This is a genomic window from Acidobacteriota bacterium, assembly GCA_035471785.1.
GTDB lineage: Bacteria > Acidobacteriota > UBA6911 > RPQK01 > DATIPO01 > JANQFM01.
In genome coordinates, this window is the sequence record DATIPQ010000086.1 from 1 (window position 1) to 16,296 (window position 16,296).

13 protein-coding genes and 1 pseudogene are annotated in these 16,296 nt (G+C 63.0%); 7 read left to right on the forward strand and 7 right to left on the reverse strand.

The window, feature by feature from the left end; genetic code table 11:
- The 6 genes and pseudogenes from VLU25_12115 to VLU25_12140 all read left to right on the forward strand — a co-directional run.
- A partial coding sequence (locus tag VLU25_12115; protein ID HSR68675.1) for a hypothetical protein occupies positions 1-202 on the forward strand: 202 nt, incomplete at its 5' end.
- A 382-nt stretch (positions 203-584) separates the two neighbouring features.
- Positions 585-1,037: a hypothetical protein gene (locus tag VLU25_12120; GenBank protein ID HSR68676.1), complete on the forward strand. Its 453-nt coding sequence runs from the start codon at positions 585-587 to the stop codon at positions 1,035-1,037.
- Positions 1,038-1,138: 101 nt separating this feature from the next.
- A pseudogene (tnpA, locus tag VLU25_12125) lies at positions 1,139-1,551 on the forward strand (IS200/IS605 family transposase).
- 1,009 nt (positions 1,552-2,560) lie between these two features.
- Positions 2,561-3,049, forward strand: coding sequence for a hypothetical protein (locus tag VLU25_12130; protein ID HSR68677.1), 489 nt, complete (start codon positions 2,561-2,563; stop codon positions 3,047-3,049).
- Positions 3,050-3,093: 44 nt separating this feature from the next.
- A complete protein-coding gene (locus tag VLU25_12135) occupies positions 3,094-3,486 on the forward strand; it encodes a hypothetical protein (protein ID HSR68678.1) in 393 nt (130 codons plus the stop codon).
- Between the two features lie 17 nt (positions 3,487-3,503).
- Positions 3,504-4,280 (forward strand): DUF6503 family protein, encoded by a 777-nt coding sequence (locus VLU25_12140; protein HSR68679.1) that lies wholly within the window; start codon positions 3,504-3,506, stop codon positions 4,278-4,280.
- A 140-nt stretch (positions 4,281-4,420) separates the two neighbouring features.
- Here the strand turns inward: VLU25_12140 and VLU25_12145 are convergent, their stop codons facing one another.
- Genes VLU25_12145 through VLU25_12155 form a run of 3 tightly spaced genes read right to left on the reverse strand, consistent with a single transcriptional unit; the run spans position 4,421 to position 7,733 of the window.
- The gene (locus VLU25_12145; GenBank protein ID HSR68680.1) at positions 4,421-4,780 is read right to left on the reverse strand and encodes a DUF488 family protein; all 360 of its coding nucleotides are present in this window, start codon (positions 4,778-4,780) and stop codon (positions 4,421-4,423) included.
- 44 nt (positions 4,781-4,824) lie between these two features.
- Positions 4,825-7,068 carry a hypothetical protein gene (locus VLU25_12150; GenBank protein HSR68681.1) on the reverse strand — a complete coding sequence of 748 codons (2,244 nt, stop codon included), beginning with the start codon at positions 7,066-7,068 and terminating at the stop codon, positions 4,825-4,827.
- Positions 7,065-7,733 carry a DUF3142 domain-containing protein gene (locus tag VLU25_12155; protein HSR68682.1) on the reverse strand — a complete coding sequence of 223 codons (669 nt, stop codon included), beginning with the start codon at positions 7,731-7,733 and terminating at the stop codon, positions 7,065-7,067. Before VLU25_12155 ends, VLU25_12150 begins: the two co-directional genes overlap by 4 nt.
- 190 nt (positions 7,734-7,923) lie before the next feature.
- Between VLU25_12155 and VLU25_12160 the strand changes: the two genes are divergently transcribed.
- Positions 7,924-9,336, forward strand: coding sequence for an SUMF1/EgtB/PvdO family nonheme iron enzyme (locus VLU25_12160; protein HSR68683.1), 1,413 nt, complete (start codon positions 7,924-7,926; stop codon positions 9,334-9,336).
- Positions 9,337-9,359: 23 nt separating this feature from the next.
- Here the strand turns inward: VLU25_12160 and VLU25_12165 are convergent, their stop codons facing one another.
- The 4 genes from VLU25_12165 to VLU25_12180 form a co-directional block, all read right to left on the reverse strand.
- Positions 9,360-10,673 carry an ABC transporter permease gene (locus VLU25_12165; protein ID HSR68684.1) on the reverse strand — a complete coding sequence of 438 codons (1,314 nt, stop codon included), beginning with the start codon at positions 10,671-10,673 and terminating at the stop codon, positions 9,360-9,362.
- A gap of 22 nt (positions 10,674-10,695) precedes the next feature.
- A complete protein-coding gene (locus VLU25_12170; GenBank protein HSR68685.1) occupies positions 10,696-12,300 on the reverse strand; it encodes a sugar ABC transporter ATP-binding protein in 1,605 nt (534 codons plus the stop codon).
- Positions 12,297-14,789 carry a substrate-binding domain-containing protein gene (locus tag VLU25_12175; protein ID HSR68686.1) on the reverse strand — a complete coding sequence of 831 codons (2,493 nt, stop codon included), beginning with the start codon at positions 14,787-14,789 and terminating at the stop codon, positions 12,297-12,299. Before VLU25_12175 ends, VLU25_12170 begins: the two co-directional genes overlap by 4 nt.
- Before the next feature lie 676 nt (positions 14,790-15,465).
- Positions 15,466-16,287: a DUF1223 domain-containing protein gene (locus tag VLU25_12180; GenBank protein ID HSR68687.1), complete on the reverse strand. Its 822-nt coding sequence runs from the start codon at positions 16,285-16,287 to the stop codon at positions 15,466-15,468.
- Positions 16,288-16,296 lie beyond the last annotated feature (9 nt).

The window sequence follows — 16,296 nt, forward strand, 5'->3', positions numbered from 1 at the left end:
CAGCTTTCCGCTGACCGTCTACCAGAGCTTCGACGACCAGAACCGCGCCGTCACTTCCTGGTGGGACAACTCCGTCGCTTCCCAGGACCTGGTCGACGCCTACACGGCCAACTTCAAGATCAGCGGCAGCGTTCACGCCAAAGACACTTTGACAAAAGGATCGCTCAACACGCTGTCATGGTCCTCATGCCAAGTGACCTGACAGACGTTGTACTCGTTGGGGCGGCTGCCGGCGGCGGTCGGATCATTAGATCGGTTCGTGCAGCACCAGGTGCCCAAGCATCCACTCGGGCTCTTGACGATCTCCTTCAAGGTAGCCGCCAAGTTACCGGTCACTTTCCACGAACTGCCGCGGCGAACGAGATCCTGGTACGGCGAGACGCGACTGGCAAGATAACTCACTATCAGGTATATAATGACCAAGGTCTACCGTTGATCCGAGTCGATGTCACAGGAAAGGCTCACGGCGGGGTGCCGACTCCACACGTGGTTGAATTCGAGCACCACATCAACCCTGACACGGGAGAGGTTTTCGTTAAACCGGCGAGCGCAGTCCGCCCAGCCTTGCCAGAAGAGGTGCCTCAATGACACGTTTTTTCGATCTAGCGTCCGTTCCTGGAATCCGGCGTTGGCTTTCCGGGAAACACGGTTCCGTGTGGGATTACTTGAGGGTGAACGGGGGTGCCGAGTTAGCGGTTGCTTTCACTGCTCTATATTGGCCAGGATTTATTGAAGTTGATGAGTGCGTACTTCTGCGCGAAAATTATCAGCCGCGAAACTTCGATGAATGGTGGAAGGAACTTCGCGGCGACAGGTCAAGGGTCGAGGAGATCATCAACCACGTGCACCTTTGGGACCTTTTCGATATGGACGAGGCCGCAGTGCCCAATGAGGGGATGGAAGAACTTGGTCGGATACTGTCTCTCACCTGGAAATGTGCTCTGCACCATCAGTTTCCTGAGCGGAAATTCGAGGTACACTTGGCCTTAGACGACTCGGAATACGGTCCGACCCTCTCCTTCTACACGTCACGATAGCGTAGCCAGGGCCATTAAGGGACCGAACGCATCAGCAATCAGGAGCGTCTACTGAGCGAAGTGGGAGTTTGGAGTCCGCCCTGAAGATTGGCGGAACGTGGATTCGGAGGGCGGGAAGTGACCGGGACGATCCTGAGGCCGAGTCCTCTGCTCACGTGGTGTTCATCCCCAAGTACCGGAGAAAGGCGCTGTACCGGGAACTGCGCCGGGAACTGGGTCCGGTGTTTCGAGGTTTGGCTCAGCAAAAAGAGAGCGAGCTCGAAGAAGGCCGGCTGTTGGTCGATCATGTTCACATGCTGATCTCGATCCCGCCCAAGCATCAAGGGCAAGAGCGCGATCTACATCCCGCGCAACCACGGAGGAAGGCAACGCAACTTCGTGGGCGCGCACTTCTGGGCCCGCGGCTACTTTGTCTCTGTGGGCGACCGTAGGTCGGGATGAAAAAGCGGTGCGGGAGTATATCCGCCGTCAAGAGGCGGAGGACCAGCGCCAGGACCAGATAAGGTTGCTTTAATCTCGGCCACCTTTAGGTGGCGCAAGTAAGGCCGCGCGAGCGGCCACGTCTAGACCGCTTTGAGCGGCTCACAAAACTAAAGCCCCCGGCTTTTGCCGGAGGATATTTACCGCCAGGCGCAACCTTCGTCCCGTTCAAAAAGACACCAAACCGATAATGAGGTAGCCAGGCAATTGACAGGCATCTTAAGGAATTGGAGCAGGGCCTTGCACAGTTGTCCGACCGGCATCAGCTCGCCTTTTCTGCAGCTTGTTGCAAAAGGGCATTGCCTGCCTACGAACTTTTTTCACAGCGGGAGCGGTGGGGCGATCCGGCGATGCTTCGCGCCTGCCTTGATTGTGTCTGGTCGTGCTCGGCCGGCGGGGCAGTCGAGCTAAGGAAGATGAGAGAACTAGAGCGGCATTGTGAACCGCCGGGTTCGATTGGGTGAGAGGAGGGTCTAGGGAGAGAACGTCAGACCTGGCAGGTACTCAGGCTGTGTGAAAAACCCAAAACAGAACAACCCCCTTTGGATTGGGGGGCCGATTTCGCCTGGTTGTGGCATCGCCTCCATCGCCGCAAGGATGCGCCTCCCACCAGACTGCTCCCATTCAGACTTCTGGAGCGGGTAGCTTCCGGGAAGGTGGGAGGCGATCCTCGCCGTCAGGCGGCCAAGGATCGCATAGCAGGGGCGGCCGGTCGAAGAACTGTTGATTCGAGTCGATTGCGACAGCCAGTGAGGTGATGAACTCGAGGGCAATTTCCAATGACTGATTTCCAATCTTCGATTAAGTCTCGTGTCGCAGAAATCGCGCAGCAGATCCTGGACGACGAGATCGGGCTGGTGGAGGGGTGTAGGAGCCTGGTGCGATTGTCCGCTCAACTTGAGGACAAAGATAACGACCTGCTCATGCCTATCTTCGCGGTCGAGTCCGAGACGGACCGTCTCCCCGTGGGAGAGACCCGCTCCCTCTGGTGTCCTGAGGCTCTTGCCGAGAAGGAAAAGGCCGTCCAACCCTACTTGGATCAGATGGGAAGCGACGTGAGGGAAGTCTGCAGGGCGCTGATCCGCAGGTATTCGCCCGCCCGCCCTCAAGAGCAATCCCCGCAAGAGGCAGGCATAGGCACGAACGCCCCGAAGTCCCGAAAAGGGAAGTGCCCCCTGAGCGCGGAGACGGTGGCTTTTGTGGGGGCGCTCGTTTATCGGTTTCCAGCGCTCTTGCCGGTCCTCGAAGAGCATTTGCAGGATCAAGACGGCGAGGTGCTTTCGCATGTCTTCTTTGGCGACCTTACGCGCTGGATTGTAGGGCGATTGGAAACGGCGGGAAGGAAAGACCGGATCCTTCGTGAGATCCTGGATTTCATGGAGCATGCGTTTGGTCGAGGGGAAGGCGAAGTGCAGGAACTCATCGCGGTGTCGTTCCTGGAGAACCTGCCCAGCCCCGGCGAACCCGGATCGGAGATCCGTTCCCTCCTTGGCCCATTGTTGCAGGAACAGTTGAAACGAATGCGTCTGTGAGTTCGGGCGGACACCCGGTAGGTGGTCTTTGCGAGAAGCCTGAGATGATCATAGCCGTCAATCTGGCCTATGTTTTTCTTACCTATTTCATGCTCTTCGCCTATGGCGGGGCAGGGCATGGGACCTATCTGCCAATGATCATCCTATCCGGCTGGTCGTTTTTCGGAGGCTATTTTCTCGGCCCCTTGGTGCAGGCGGTGGTTTGGGCGGTTTTGTGGGAAGCGGCGATCCGCTATCGACGGGTTCGCTGGCTGCTGACCCTTCCCGGCCTGCATGCTCTGGGCATCTGGGTGGTGCTGGAGGCTGTCGGGGGGGAAGATTGGGACCGGCATGGCGCCGAGGGAGTCTGGCCGGCTGTTCTGACCGCCTCGGTCTTCTGGGTTGTTTATCTGGCATCGGCTCGCTGGCTGAGGGACGACGGGGAGGGTCAGGGGTGAGGCGGGTATAATGGGGCATGATGCGTATCGAGGAACGATGGTGGGTGTTGTGGTTGTTTTGCCTTGCCGCCGCCTGCGGGCAGCAGCCGCAGCAAGGTGAGGACGCCGCTCAGGCTGCTTCCGAGAGGAGTCCAGCTGAGGAATTGGTGGCGCGTTCTATCGCTTACCATGATCCCCAAGGCGTTTGGCGAAAGAAACCCGTGCGCCTGGGATTCACGCTCAGCATGGCCGGGGACGGGTCGACGCGCAGCGGCCAGATCCTCATCGACCACGCTCACGACCTCTTTGAAGCCCAGCTTGAACGCGGAGGCCATCATATCTACTATCGCGTCGAGGGCCAGGACGTCGTCGTCAAAGTCGACGGACACGAAGAGATCAATCCCGAGGTCCGGCGCCAGTTGGGCCTGGACCGCGAAGGCGGCCTGGGCATCCGCAACTACTACACTTTCCTCTATGAACTGCCCTCCAACCTCGACACCCCCGGCACCCGCATCCATCCCGAGGTGAGGGAGACCGAGTTCGCCGGCCGCGAAGCGCTGGAAGTCACGGTACGCTACGATCCCGAGGTAGGGAACGACGAGTGGCATCTCTACTTCGATCCCGACACGGCGGCCCTGATCGGAAGCCGCTTCCAGCACGGCGACGACCCTTCCAGCGGCGAATACATCATCTACAGCGGAGAGGTTCACGCAGGAGGCCTGCGCCGTCCCAAGTCGAGCGAATGGCACATGACCTCCGACGGCCGCCTGCTGGGTACCGACACCATTGAATCGGTGGAGGTGGAGGAGCGTTAGAGGCGGCGAAGGAAGGCCGCAAGGATGCGCCTCAAACCCTCCCGAAAGCTACCCGCTCCATAAGTCTGAGTGGGAGCAGTCCGGTGGGAGGCGCATCCTTGCGGCGATCCTGGAAACGCTGCCAGACAGCGCCCAGCCTTCTAGCCGGCAGAAAGATTCTCGAAGTACTCCCGAAGGGCGGCGGCGTTGTTGAGAGATTCTTCCTTTGAGGAATAGAGGAAGGTGACGGTGTCGGCATCCTCCATCCGCGACCTGAGTTCGGCGACTCCATGCGGATTGTCGTCAAGTTCTTCGAAATAGCGGTGGCGGAATGCTTCCCACTTGTCGGGATCGTGCTGATACCAGCGCCGCAGTTGGTTGGAAGGAGCGATCTCCTTGGCCCAGTAGTCGATCCGGGCCGCCTGCTTGGAAATGCCGCGCGGCCACAGGCGGTCCACCAGAATGCGCCGCCCGTCCTCATCTGAAGCTTGCTGGTAGATGCGCTTGGTCCGGATCTGCATGGATCCCTCCTCAACCCCCTTGGATGAAACGAGACGTACTCAGGTTACTCGTACCAGTAAGGCGTCTTCTCAGCCCACTGCGACTTGGGATAGCGCCGGTGGAGCAGCCGGAAGGCAGCGCGGGAAGCTTTTCCCGTGTCGGCGCTGTGGCAGCCGTAGCGGGTGGAGCGAACCGCCAGATGCAGGATCTCGGGAGAGCGCGGATCGTCGGGAAAACGCTCGGCGTATCGAATCGCGCGGGCCGCCAACTGGACGGGAGCTGCAGGCAGTTCCGCCAACCGTCTCTGCTCCCGGGCCGCCCGCTCGACCTCTTGCCCTTCCAGGAAGTCAGGCCGCCAGGGCTCGATCCGGCCCCCGTGGATGAACTTCAGAATCTCGCCGATATAGTGATGTTCGCTGGGCGGACACCACCAGTTGTCTCTGAAGTTGTCGATACGGGCGAGGGGACGGCGGCGCATGATGCCTGAGCCGATTTCGGTGGAGAGTCCGGGGAAGCGGGCCAGCAGGTACCAGGCGGCGAAGTCCTGCCGCTCGCCCTCCGCTTCCAGGAAGCCCCTGAGTTCGCTGTCGAGTTGGGGACGCAGCGGAAGAAGCGCCTTGGCGGCATGGAGGGCGATCTTCCGCTGCTCAAGCAGAATGGCGCGCACCAGGACGGCTTGCAGCAGTTCCTGCTTGAGGTGGCGTTGCCAGGGATGCTCGAGAGCCACCCGCAGCAGGGTTTGAAGGGAAAGCTGATGGCCCAGCACCCAGGTGGCGTCGCGGTCGAAGTAGTTGCGGCGGTTGGCGATGAAGCGCTTGAACTCGTCGCCCTCGAAAAGCTCTCCGGCCTCAGGCCTGTCCACGGGTTTCTCTTGACCGTGAAGATCCCGCGCCAGGGCCACCGGGCGGCGCGCGGCGTCCTCGAGGAAGTCCCTCAAAGTGGGAGCCCGCAGAGCCCGCAAGGCCCGCATGGCGTTCAGCGACGAGGGAGGAAAGAGGTGGGGATGGCTGGAGATAGCTGCGTCCACCGCGCGGCGGGCCTCGCCGGGCCGCCCGGCGAGGTCGAGCAGGCGGCTGCGATAGAAGGTAACGCTGGCATAAGCGGGCGAAGCGGGCTCGACCTGCGCCGCCTGACGCAGCAGATCAGGCAGCCGCTCATCCTGATAGGAGATCTCCATCAGCGCCGCCACCGTCCAGGCCGGGGAAGGATTCTTGACCCACTCATCGACGGCGCTGACCTGCCTGGACCGGTTGAAGGAATGGACCCAGAGGAGCAAGTCTCCGCCCTCTGGCTGGGGCGGCTTTTGTATGGCCAGCATGTGGAGTTCATAAAGGTCCACGACTTGCCAGCGCTCTTCGCTTTCCCTCATCAGACGCTTCTCGATTCGGCGGGCCAGGTCGGCCGGTCTGAGGCGCAAGAGGACGAAGTGCAGCGATCCCCGGGCCGCATCGTGGATGGATTCTTGGGAGGAGTCGTTCAGGATGTCCAACAGCCGCCTTTCGGCGTCCTGCAAAGAGGCGGTGTAGGGCCCCGTCAGAGTTCCCATCCGTATCGAGCAGCGCGCGGCCAGATAGGGGGCGATGGGTTGCCAGGGGGACCCCGGCGTGGCGGCGATCGCTTCGAAGAGACGCTGGGCCTGCTCGTATTCCTGGCTGTAGAAGTGGGCCGCCGCCTGCTGGTAGAGTCGGTCGTGGCGGATGATCTCGGGCAGGTCGGGGTCGGCGGAGGGTGGAATGGCCCGTCCGCCGGAACAATTGCTGAAGACGACGGTCTGGGCGTCCAGCCAGGACTGGACCGCTCGGCTGGTGGCGCCGAAATGGGACACCCGTTGGCTAAGGGTGGATCGGGCGGTATCGAAGGCGTCCCGATGGCAGTTCAGGTAGTGGCTCCAGCCCTCCCAAGGCCGGCGGTGGACGACGATGGAGGAAAGTTGGCTCCGCCCGGTCAGTTGGCGGACGGTGCGGAGCCACCGCTGGCCGGCCTGGAATGCTGAAACCGGCTCTTGCGGTTTTCGCTCCTGCCAATAGAGCTTCATTTGCTCGAATTCCCACCCCTCCAGGGGCTTGCCCAGCAGAGCGCGATAGGCGACGAAGAGATGTCCCGGCGAAAAATCCTCGAGCAGGATCCCAAGGTTGCCCTGGGCATACTTCTGCAGCGGGTAGTCGGGATGCCTGCTGAAGCTGAATAGGATGTAAGGGGGCGCCGGTCCGCAGGCCCAGAGCAAGCCGGCAGTCAGGCCGCTTGCCGCCGCCAGGCCAGCCAGCAAAGCGGCTAATCGAAATCTCAACAGCGAGGGAATGAACTTCATGGCCGCACTCTCGCGAGAAACGTGTTTAAAGAGGCTTTGCCCCAGGCCTCGGGGTGGAACAGGTAGAGGCGGCGCCCGGGGCGCAACCGCGGGGCCGTATCACGGCTGTAGAGTCCGTAGCTGCCGCGGGCGGACGGAGGCCTGAAATCCCGTCCGCTGTCGAGGAAACTGCGTACTCGCGGCCCGTCCGCTCCCATATGGAAGAGCATGGGGACGGCTTCATCCACCGGGAGTCCCCCGAGCCAGCCGTCGTAGAGGCACCAGGAGGCCAAGGCCGTCATGGAAAGCGGCCATTGGGCAGGGATTTCCCGGCGCAAGTCTTGCAGCAGCGCACGGTAGAAGCCCCTTTCAGAAAGCCGCGCGTCGAAGTCGATTTGTAGTCCATGGGCCCGTTCCAGGGGCACAACCGCAAGGATTTTCTTGACCGCCTCCTGCCTTTGCTCCAGCGAAAGGGCGGCCGATCTGCTCTCGATCCGAACCACCGCCATCATCCGGCATCCTTGGGGCGCCCGGAGCGGCTGAAACCGGGGACGCATCAGCGCTTCCTCGTCTTGCAACTGCAGTGTTCCGGCCAGGTAGGCGATCCCCATTTGGGAGCAGTCCAAGAAGCGCAAGTCCTCCTCCCGCTCCCAGGCCCAGACCATAACCGGGGGGAAGCCATCCATCCGCTGATCGCCCTCCGAGCACCCATTGCCTAAGAAGATCGCCAAACAAGCAAGAGTGGAGAAGGCAAGGCTGCTCATCGAGTGCATCACCTTAAGAGTAACCAAACAAGGCCCGAGAGTTCCGGTATGGAACCTGGGCAGCGAACTTTCGTGTGAGAAGAGGATGTATAATCCCATGGAGCCGCACACGATGAGAACATTTGTTGCCACTTTGATAGCTCTGACCGGACTCGGCGTCGTCCAGGCCGGTGAGTTGCGGATCGCAGACGTCGAACGGATTGAGCCCGACAAGGTGGGTTTCACCGTGAGTTGGAAGAACGCCTGGCGCAACGCGCGCAACCGCGACGCCGCCTGGATTTTCTTTAAAGTCCGCCGCCAGGGCGCGGACGGCCCGCCGCGTCATGCCGCAATAGGCCCCGGCGGGGTCTGGCCTGCCTCAGATTCCGGTGAAGAGGCTTCGGCCGTTGAGCCCATGCTGGAGATCGCTTCCGACCGCAGCGGCCTCTTCGTCTCCTGCGCGCAGCAGTGCCGGGGCGATATCGAGTGGCGCCTGCAGGCTTCCCTTGAGCGGGCCGGACTGGAAGGCGAGTTGGAGGTGTGGGCCTTCGGACTGGAGATGGTCTACATCCCTGAGGGCGATTTCTGGGTGGGCGACACCGATCAGGTGGCGCGCCGGCATGGCTCTTTTTTCCTTTCCGGTGCAGAGGGACGTCCTGAAGGGCTGGTGCACATCACTTCCGAGGACGCGCTGGCCGTGGGCCCCGAGGCTGGAAAGCTCTACTACGAGGTCAATACGCGTCCTCGTTACGAAGGCGATCAGCAGGGCCCGATTCCGCAGGCCTTCCCGAAAGGCCATCAAGCCTTTTACGTGATGAAGTACGAGATCACCCAGGGGCAGTACGCCGCTTTTCTCAATACGTTGAGCGACGGCGCCACCGGTTTCCGCGCTCCCTTCGGCGGACGCGACTACTACCACTACCGGGGCTCTATTCTCCTTGAGGACGGGCGTTACAAGGCCGCCCATCCCCAGCGTCCCGCCAACTTCATCAGTTGGGACGACGGATGCGCGTTCGCCGACTGGGCGGCGCTGCGTCCCATGACCGAACTCGAGTTCACCAAGGCAGCTCAAGGTCCCGAGCGTCCCGCCGCCTCCACCTTTCCCTGGGGCACTGACAGCAAAGAGCGCCTGCTTCGGCGCATGCGTCCCGACAACAACCTGGAGCGGGGCGGGGAAGCCGCCGAGTCGAACCTCAGCGACCAGACCCGCGACGTCCTGGGCGCGTCCTATTACTGGGTGATGGATCTGGCGGGGAGCGTGTGGGAGCGGGTGGTGAGCGTGGGGCATCCAGCCGGACGCGCCTTTGAGGGCAGCCACGGAGATGGACGCACCAGCTACTACGGCTCGGCCACCAATGAGGACTGGCCGCGCGGAGACGACGACGGAGGCGGCTACGGCTACCGCGGCGGCGGCTTCTACGACCATTCCCAGGAGGAGGGCCTTTTCAATCCCTACAGCCCTACCGCCTTCCGCCGCTTCGGTGCCTGGGGCTCGGCTCCCCGCTACAAAGCCTACGGTTTCCGCGCCGTCCGCACCGCCGATTGACGTCAGGTGTATGCCGGTGGGCCTCAGCTCTTCCAGGCCCGCTTGCGCAGCGAGTCGAGGACCACGGCGCCCAGCACCACGAATCCCAGCACCACCTTCTGGGTGTAGCTCTCCACGTTGGTGAGGTTCATGCCGTTGTTGATGACGGCGATGATCAAGGCGCCGATGAGGGTGCCGAAGATCTTGCCGCGTCCTCCCGAAAGGCTGGCCCCGCCCACCACCACGGCGGCGATGACATAGAGTTCATAGGTGAGTCCGTAGGTGGGCGATCCGCTCTTGAGCTGCGAGGCCAGGACGATTCCTCCCAGTCCGGCCATGGCGCCCGAAACGGCGAAGACGAAGAGGCGGATGCGCTGCACCCTGACGCCGGAAAGACGGGCTGCCTCGGCGTTGCCTCCCACGGCGTAGATATAGCGTCCCAGGGGAGTATGGGACATGAGCAGGTGGGCCAGCAGGTAGAGGACCACCATCACGATGACGGCCATGGGGATGGAGAAGACCTGCCCGCGTCCCAGGGCCGTGTAGGAATCGGGAACCTGGTAGATGGGCAATCCTCCCGAGATGATAAAGGCCAGTCCCGAAGCCACCTGCATCATGGCCAGAGTGGCGATGAAGGAAGGGATGCGCACGGCGGTCACCATCACGCCTGAGAAGAGCCCCACTGCGGCGGAGAGCACAATCCCTCCCAGCGAGGCCAGCACCATCTCCGTCCCCGAAGCCTCGGCCGCCCCCGCCCAGCGGATGAGCCAGGTGGCGGCCACGGCCGACAGTGCGATGAGGCTTCCCACCGAGAGGTCGATCCCTCCCGTGATGATGACCATGGTCATGCCGATGGCGATGACGGCGATGACCACGATCTGATTGGCCACGTTGAGCAGGTTCTCGGTGAGCAGGAAGGTGGGCCAGTGGGAGGCCGGAGGCAGTTGCACCCGAGCCGAGGAAACCTGGGGCTGCGTTTCCAGCAGGCTTTCGGCCAGCAGGCGGTAGTCGGCGGTGGTGGCCAGGATGTCGATGGCGGTTCCCCCGGCCGTCACTTCCTGCATCTGAGAACGCACCGAGGGCGGGTCGCCTTGCAGCGTGGCGGCGACGGTGAGTCCAGCCGATTGCAGCCGCTCTTGAAGGCGGCGCGCGAAACGCCTGCCGTCAGGGTTGCCCTTGGAGAGGATGGCGATTGAAGCGCCCTCCGGGGTCTGCCCCTCCAGGACATCGGCCAAGGCCTCGGCGGCCTCCGCGCCGCGGGGCGGCTGCTCCTGCAAAGTGGCCCAGGAGAAATAGGCGCACAAGAGGATGAGGACGGCCAGCATTCCGTAATCGCTGGCGAAGGACTTGAGAGTCATGATGGCTTCTCTCTGATCGTTCTCAAGACACCGCCATGGCCAGCAGGTCTTCCTGGGTGGCGTTGGCGACGTCGCTGACTTCTCCTTTGAGGCGGCCCTCGTGCATGACCAGGATGCGGTCGCACATTCCCAAGACCTCGGGGAATTCCGAGGAGATGAAGAGCACGCCCTTGCCCTGCGAGGCCAGCTCGTTGACCAGGACGTAGATGTCGTACTTGGCGCCTACGTCGATGCCGCGGGTGGGCTCGTCGAAGAGCACCACCTCGGAATGAGTCTCCAACCAGCGCGCCAGCAGCACCTTCTGCTGGTTGCCCCCCGACAGGTTCTTGATGGGCGCCTGAACACCAGGCATGCGGATGCGGAAGCGTTCTACGTAACGTTGCAGGGCCCTGCGTATGGAACCGTCGCGCACCCATCCCAAAGAGGCGAACTTGGCCAAGGAGGCGATGGCGAAATTGGCCTGGACGGCGTGTTCCAGGAAGAGCCCCTGCGACTTGCGGTCTTCGTTGAGCAGACAGATGCCGTTTTCGATGGCCTGCACCGGGGAGCGCAGCGGCAGCGGCTTGCCGCGCAGAAGGATCTGGCCGGAGTCGGCGGGATCGGCCCCGAAGATGAGGCGGGCCAGGTCGGTGCGTCCTGCCCCCACCAGTCCGCTCAGGCCCAGGATCTCGCCCGGATAGAGGGAGAAACTGACGTCTTTGACCCGCTTGCCGGCCGAGAGTCCCCGTACTTCCAGCAGCGGCGTCCGCTTGGCTTCGTCTGGGCCGCTGGCGTCCGGGTCCTCTGCATCGCCTTCTTTGTCACGGCGCGGGAACTCGGCTTCCACCTTGCGTCCCACCATCAGTTCGATCAGCTCGGGACGGGTGATTTGGCTGGTGGAGCGGACGCCCACCAACTCGCCGTCGCGCAGCACCGTGACTGCGTCCGCGATGCGGAAGATTTCCTCCAGGCGGTGAGAAATGTAGACGATGCCCAGTCCCTCGTCGCGCAAGTCCCGAATGACTTCCAGCAGCCGGTCCACCTCGCGGGGGGAGAGGGCGGCCGTGGGCTCGTCCATGAAGATGACCTTGGCCTCGAGCAAGAGCGCCTTGGCGATTTCGACGGCCTGCTGTTGGGCCACCGAAAGCCGGCCTACGCGGGCCTCGGGATCGATGTCGGCCTCCAGGCGCTGCAGCACCTGCAGGGCTTTGCCGTGTTCGGCCGCGCGGTCGATCCAGAAGCGGGCCTGTTCTTGCCCCAGGAAGAGATTCTCGCGCACGCTCAGTTCGGGAACCAGGTTGAATTCCTGATAGATGACGGCGATGCCGGCCTGGATGGCTTTCAAGGGGGAATCGAAACGCGTCCGCCGGCCCAGGTAGCGGACGATTCCGGAGTCGGGCTGATGAATGCCCACTAGGCACTTGACCAGGGTGCTCTTGCCGGCCCCGTTCTCACCCATCAGAGCCACTACTTCGCCGGCGTGCACGGTGAGTCCGGCGCCCTTGAGGGCCTGTACCCCGGGAAAGGCCTTGTCGATGTCCTCCATCAGCAGCAGCGGACGGATGGAGCGCTCGAAGTAGTCTTCGCCGTGCTGCTGCGAATTCTTGCCGCCCGCTTGCACCAGGTCGGAGTAGGCGCCTTCGCTCATCGCTGGAAGCCTCCTGAGGGGGTGGGCGGGTAGGCGTCGCCGGTGCGGTAGAGCCGGGTGGGCACCAGCACCTTCTCGGGCACCTCGACCCCGACGAAGTAGGCGGCCACGGCTTCCACGGCGCGGCGTCCGATCTCGTGGGGAAACTGGACCGGATCGGCGTAGATCTTGCCGTCCTCGATGGCCTGGCGGCCTTCCGGCAGCCCGTCGAAGCCCACGATCTTGACCTGCTCCTGTTTGCCGGCCTTCTCCACCGCCGCCACCGCACCCAGCGCGGTGACGTCGTTGATGGCGAAAAAGGCGTCCAGGTCTGGATGGCTCTGCAGCACATCCTCGGCCACCTTGAAGGCCTTGTCTTTGACTCCCGAGGTGGGCAATTGGGCCACGATCTGAATGTCGGCCTGACCCTGGCGGCGGGCCTCCTCGACGACCTCCAGGAATCCCTTGGTGCGCAGGATGACCGACTCCACCTCGGGATGGTCGAGGATGGCGACTTTGCCTGATCCTCCCAGAGCCTCGATGAGGGCCTGGGCTGCCAGGCGTCCGCCTCCGTAGTTGTCGCTGGCGATGTGGCTGACCACCTCGGCGTCGGGCGCCAGGCAGGCGATATCCACCGTGAAGACGGGGATTCCGGCACGGTTGGCGTTGTTGATGGCCGTCGCCACCGAGCGCGAGTCGCAAGGGGCCAGCACAATAGCGTCCACCCGCTTGACGATGAAGTCGGCTACCTGGTTGTACTGCTTGAGGGTGTCGAATTCGCCGGCCGTGACCAGCACTTCGAATCCCTGGCGGCGGGCCTCGCTGCGCATCCCCTCGGCCAAGTCGCGGAAGAAGGGATTGGAGAGGGTCAGCAGCGAGACTCCCAGGGTGGCGCGCGGCCTGGACGGGGAAACGCCCTCAGCGCGGGCCTGCTGCTGCCTCCAAACGCTCTTCAAGGGCCAGACGCGCAGTTCTTCGATCACCCCGCCCGGGCCGAAGACTTCGATGGCGGCGCTCTGCGGGGAAGGGAAGATGCGGTCGGAAATCACCCGCACGCCCTCGCCTGCGAACACCTCCACCGAGGACTGGTCGAGAAAGATATGGAGGGTGAGGCTGCCGTCCCCATCAGGTTGGAGAGGGGCGGCGTGACGGGCGGCGAATCGCTCATGAAAATCGGTGGCGCCGGACCGGCTGCGGTCGACGAAAACCTCTCCAGCGGCGGGAGCATAGCCCACCAAAGTGCCTTCCTGCCCGCCCTTGCGCAGGCTCAATCCGAGCGGTTCGCCGTCGGCGCCGGGGCGCAGCCGCAGCATGATTTCAAGAGAGGCGCCCGAGATGCCCTGCGAGGCGAGTCGCTGATTGACCTCTGCCCGAGAAACGGCTTGGCCCCTTTCGCCCCAGGCCAGGTTTTGCAGGCGCTTTTCCGGGCCTCGCAGCTCTTGCAACTCCTGCACCGGACGTTGCGCCAGCATCAGGTCGTCCCCCACCCGGCGCAAGGAAAGCCGGCGCGGAATCGACATCATGCCCCGCCACGGATGGGTGGGGATGTCGCGGGCGTAGTCCCAGTTGTTCATCCAGGCCAGCCAGATGCGCCGTCCGCCGGGGACGTTGGAAAAGGACTGGGAGGCGTAGAAGTCGGCGCCGTAGTCCACCCAGCGCACGCGCTGGGGCGGATCGTCGCTGGTGAAGTTGGTGCCGTCGAAGGTGCCCACGAAATACTCGGCTCCGCTTCCGCCGGCGATGGCCGCCGAGCCCATGTCGGTGGCCAGCACCCAGCGGGTTTCGCCTTCCTCTCCGTTTTCCACCGGCAGTTCGAAGAGGTCGGGGCACTCCCAGTTGTGCTTGTCGGGCGCGCCCGCCGGACCGAACTCGCTGAGCAGGTCCCACTGCTTCAGGTCAGGCGACCCATAGAACTGGATACGCTTTTCATTGGCCAGCGAGACGGCCATGATCCAGCGTCCGCCGCCCTCGTGCCAAAAGACCTTGGGGTCGCGGAAATCGGACTCGCCGATGTCCAGCACCGGGTTTTCCTGGTAGAGCGTCCAGGTGCGTCCCCGGTCGGTGCTGTAAGCCAACTCCTGACGCTGCAGCAGCGGATCGCGGCTGTGCAGGTGGGCCGTGTAGACGGCCACCAGGGGCGGATTCTCCCGGCTGCCCAAGCCGCTGCTGTTTCGTTGGTCGACGACCGCGCTGCCGGAGAAGTACATCTTCTCGGGCGTGTCGCGCAGCGCTACCGGCAGGTGAGTCCAGTGGAGGAGATCGGACGATACGGCGTGTCCCCAACTCATATGCCCCCATAGGTCGCCCTCGGGATTGTACTGGTAGAAGAGGTGGTACTCGCCCTGGTGAAAGACCAGTCCGTTGGGGTCGTTCATCCAGTTGCGGGCAGGGGTGAAGTGATAGAGAGGACGGTAGGTCTCCTGATAGAGGCCCTGGCGTCCGGCGTCCGGCTCAACGGACGAAGGCGACGGCGAGCAACACGTCCAGCAGAGCAGGAAAAAGACCAACATAGCAAGGGGTCTGCGCATCGTCGCTAGGGCCACCAGGTGGCCAACAGGTTCACACACGTGTCAAGTTTCAGTGACCGCGGTCAAGGCCCAATTGCTCTCGGCGGTATGAGGCTGCTCGCTAGGGCCACTAGGTGGCCAACAAGTTCACACACGAATCAAGTTTCAGTGACCGCGCTGAAGGCCTAATGGCTCTCGGCGGTATCAGGCTGCTCGCTAGATCGTAGCAGATGGACGCCGGGGTGAAAATCGAATCCACGGCCGGTAGCGGGTCGATTGTAATAGACTGGTAGACATGAGCTTACAAGGACCATTGCGGCGCCTGATCTTTAGAGCATCGGGGACACGCTGGCCACCAGCGAGGACTGGGCTCCGCTGGAAATGTCGGTTCAACCGGTGGATGTGGCCCTGGTTCCGGCCTGGTACATGACCTCGCCCAGCTTTATCGAGGTCATCCGGCAGCAGATTCGTCCCATGCACTTGGCTGCCATGCACCTGCCCGACAAGAAGGCGCCCGAGGCTTACTTCGGACGTCATAAGACGCCAGCGCGGCAGGTGGCCGCGCTCAAGCGCCTCTTCCCTAACCGCCCGGGTCTTCACAAAGCCCGGCCAAAGGCACCGCTACTGAAGCCCCACCCTCTTGGGAGTTGGTCTTTGGAAGTTGGTGATTGCGCAGCAACTACCGCAAGCTCGCTGTCCCGGCCGCGTGGATGGCGCCCTGGGCGTCCTGCAGGAAGGCCACTACCTGCAAGTTGTCGCGCTTCCATTCGGGCTTCAAGCGAACGGTGGCCCGGTAGTCGAAGGGATCTTCGGCATCCTGGGGCAGGCGGACGGCCGATCCCAACTGGCGCACTACGGCGTCATGGGCCAGGCGGCGTCCCCGGTTTTCGCCCGCCGTGACCTGCATGCCGAGCCCGTATTCGGTCACGGCCAGCATCAGTTCCAGGGGAGCCCGGTACTTGTCCGGCAGCTTATCGAGCCGCAGGGCCAGACGGATCCGGTTCTCGCCGGGTTGATCGAGCACCTCGACCTCCATCAGCGGACGCGATTGGCTGGCCGCAGCCTTGATCTCGCGCAGCGCTTTGCCGCGGTTGCTGCCCACGAACTCGCGGCGTCCGTCCACCACCATCTGGGGCGTGTAGACGCTGCGCAGGCGCATGAGTTCACCGTAGGTGCGCTGGCGCTTGCTGTACTGGGCGTCGGAGTAAGGATCTTTCCAACCCAGCCTGTTCCAGTAGTCGACGTGCAGGCTGAGGGGAATGATCCTGACTCCCTCGATGGGCTGCTCCGCCAATTCGGAGAGGAGGCGGTCGGCGGGCGGGCAACTGGAACAACCCTCTGAGGTGAACAACTCCACCACCACCGGCACCGGCTGGCCCCTGTCGGCGGCAAACCCTTCGGCGGCCGCCTCCACCGAGGCCGCCCCCAGTCCTTGTCCGGACCACAAGCTCACCTGCTGGGCCAGCACCCAAGCCAGCCCCGCCATTGCCGTCAATCCCAAAAATATTCT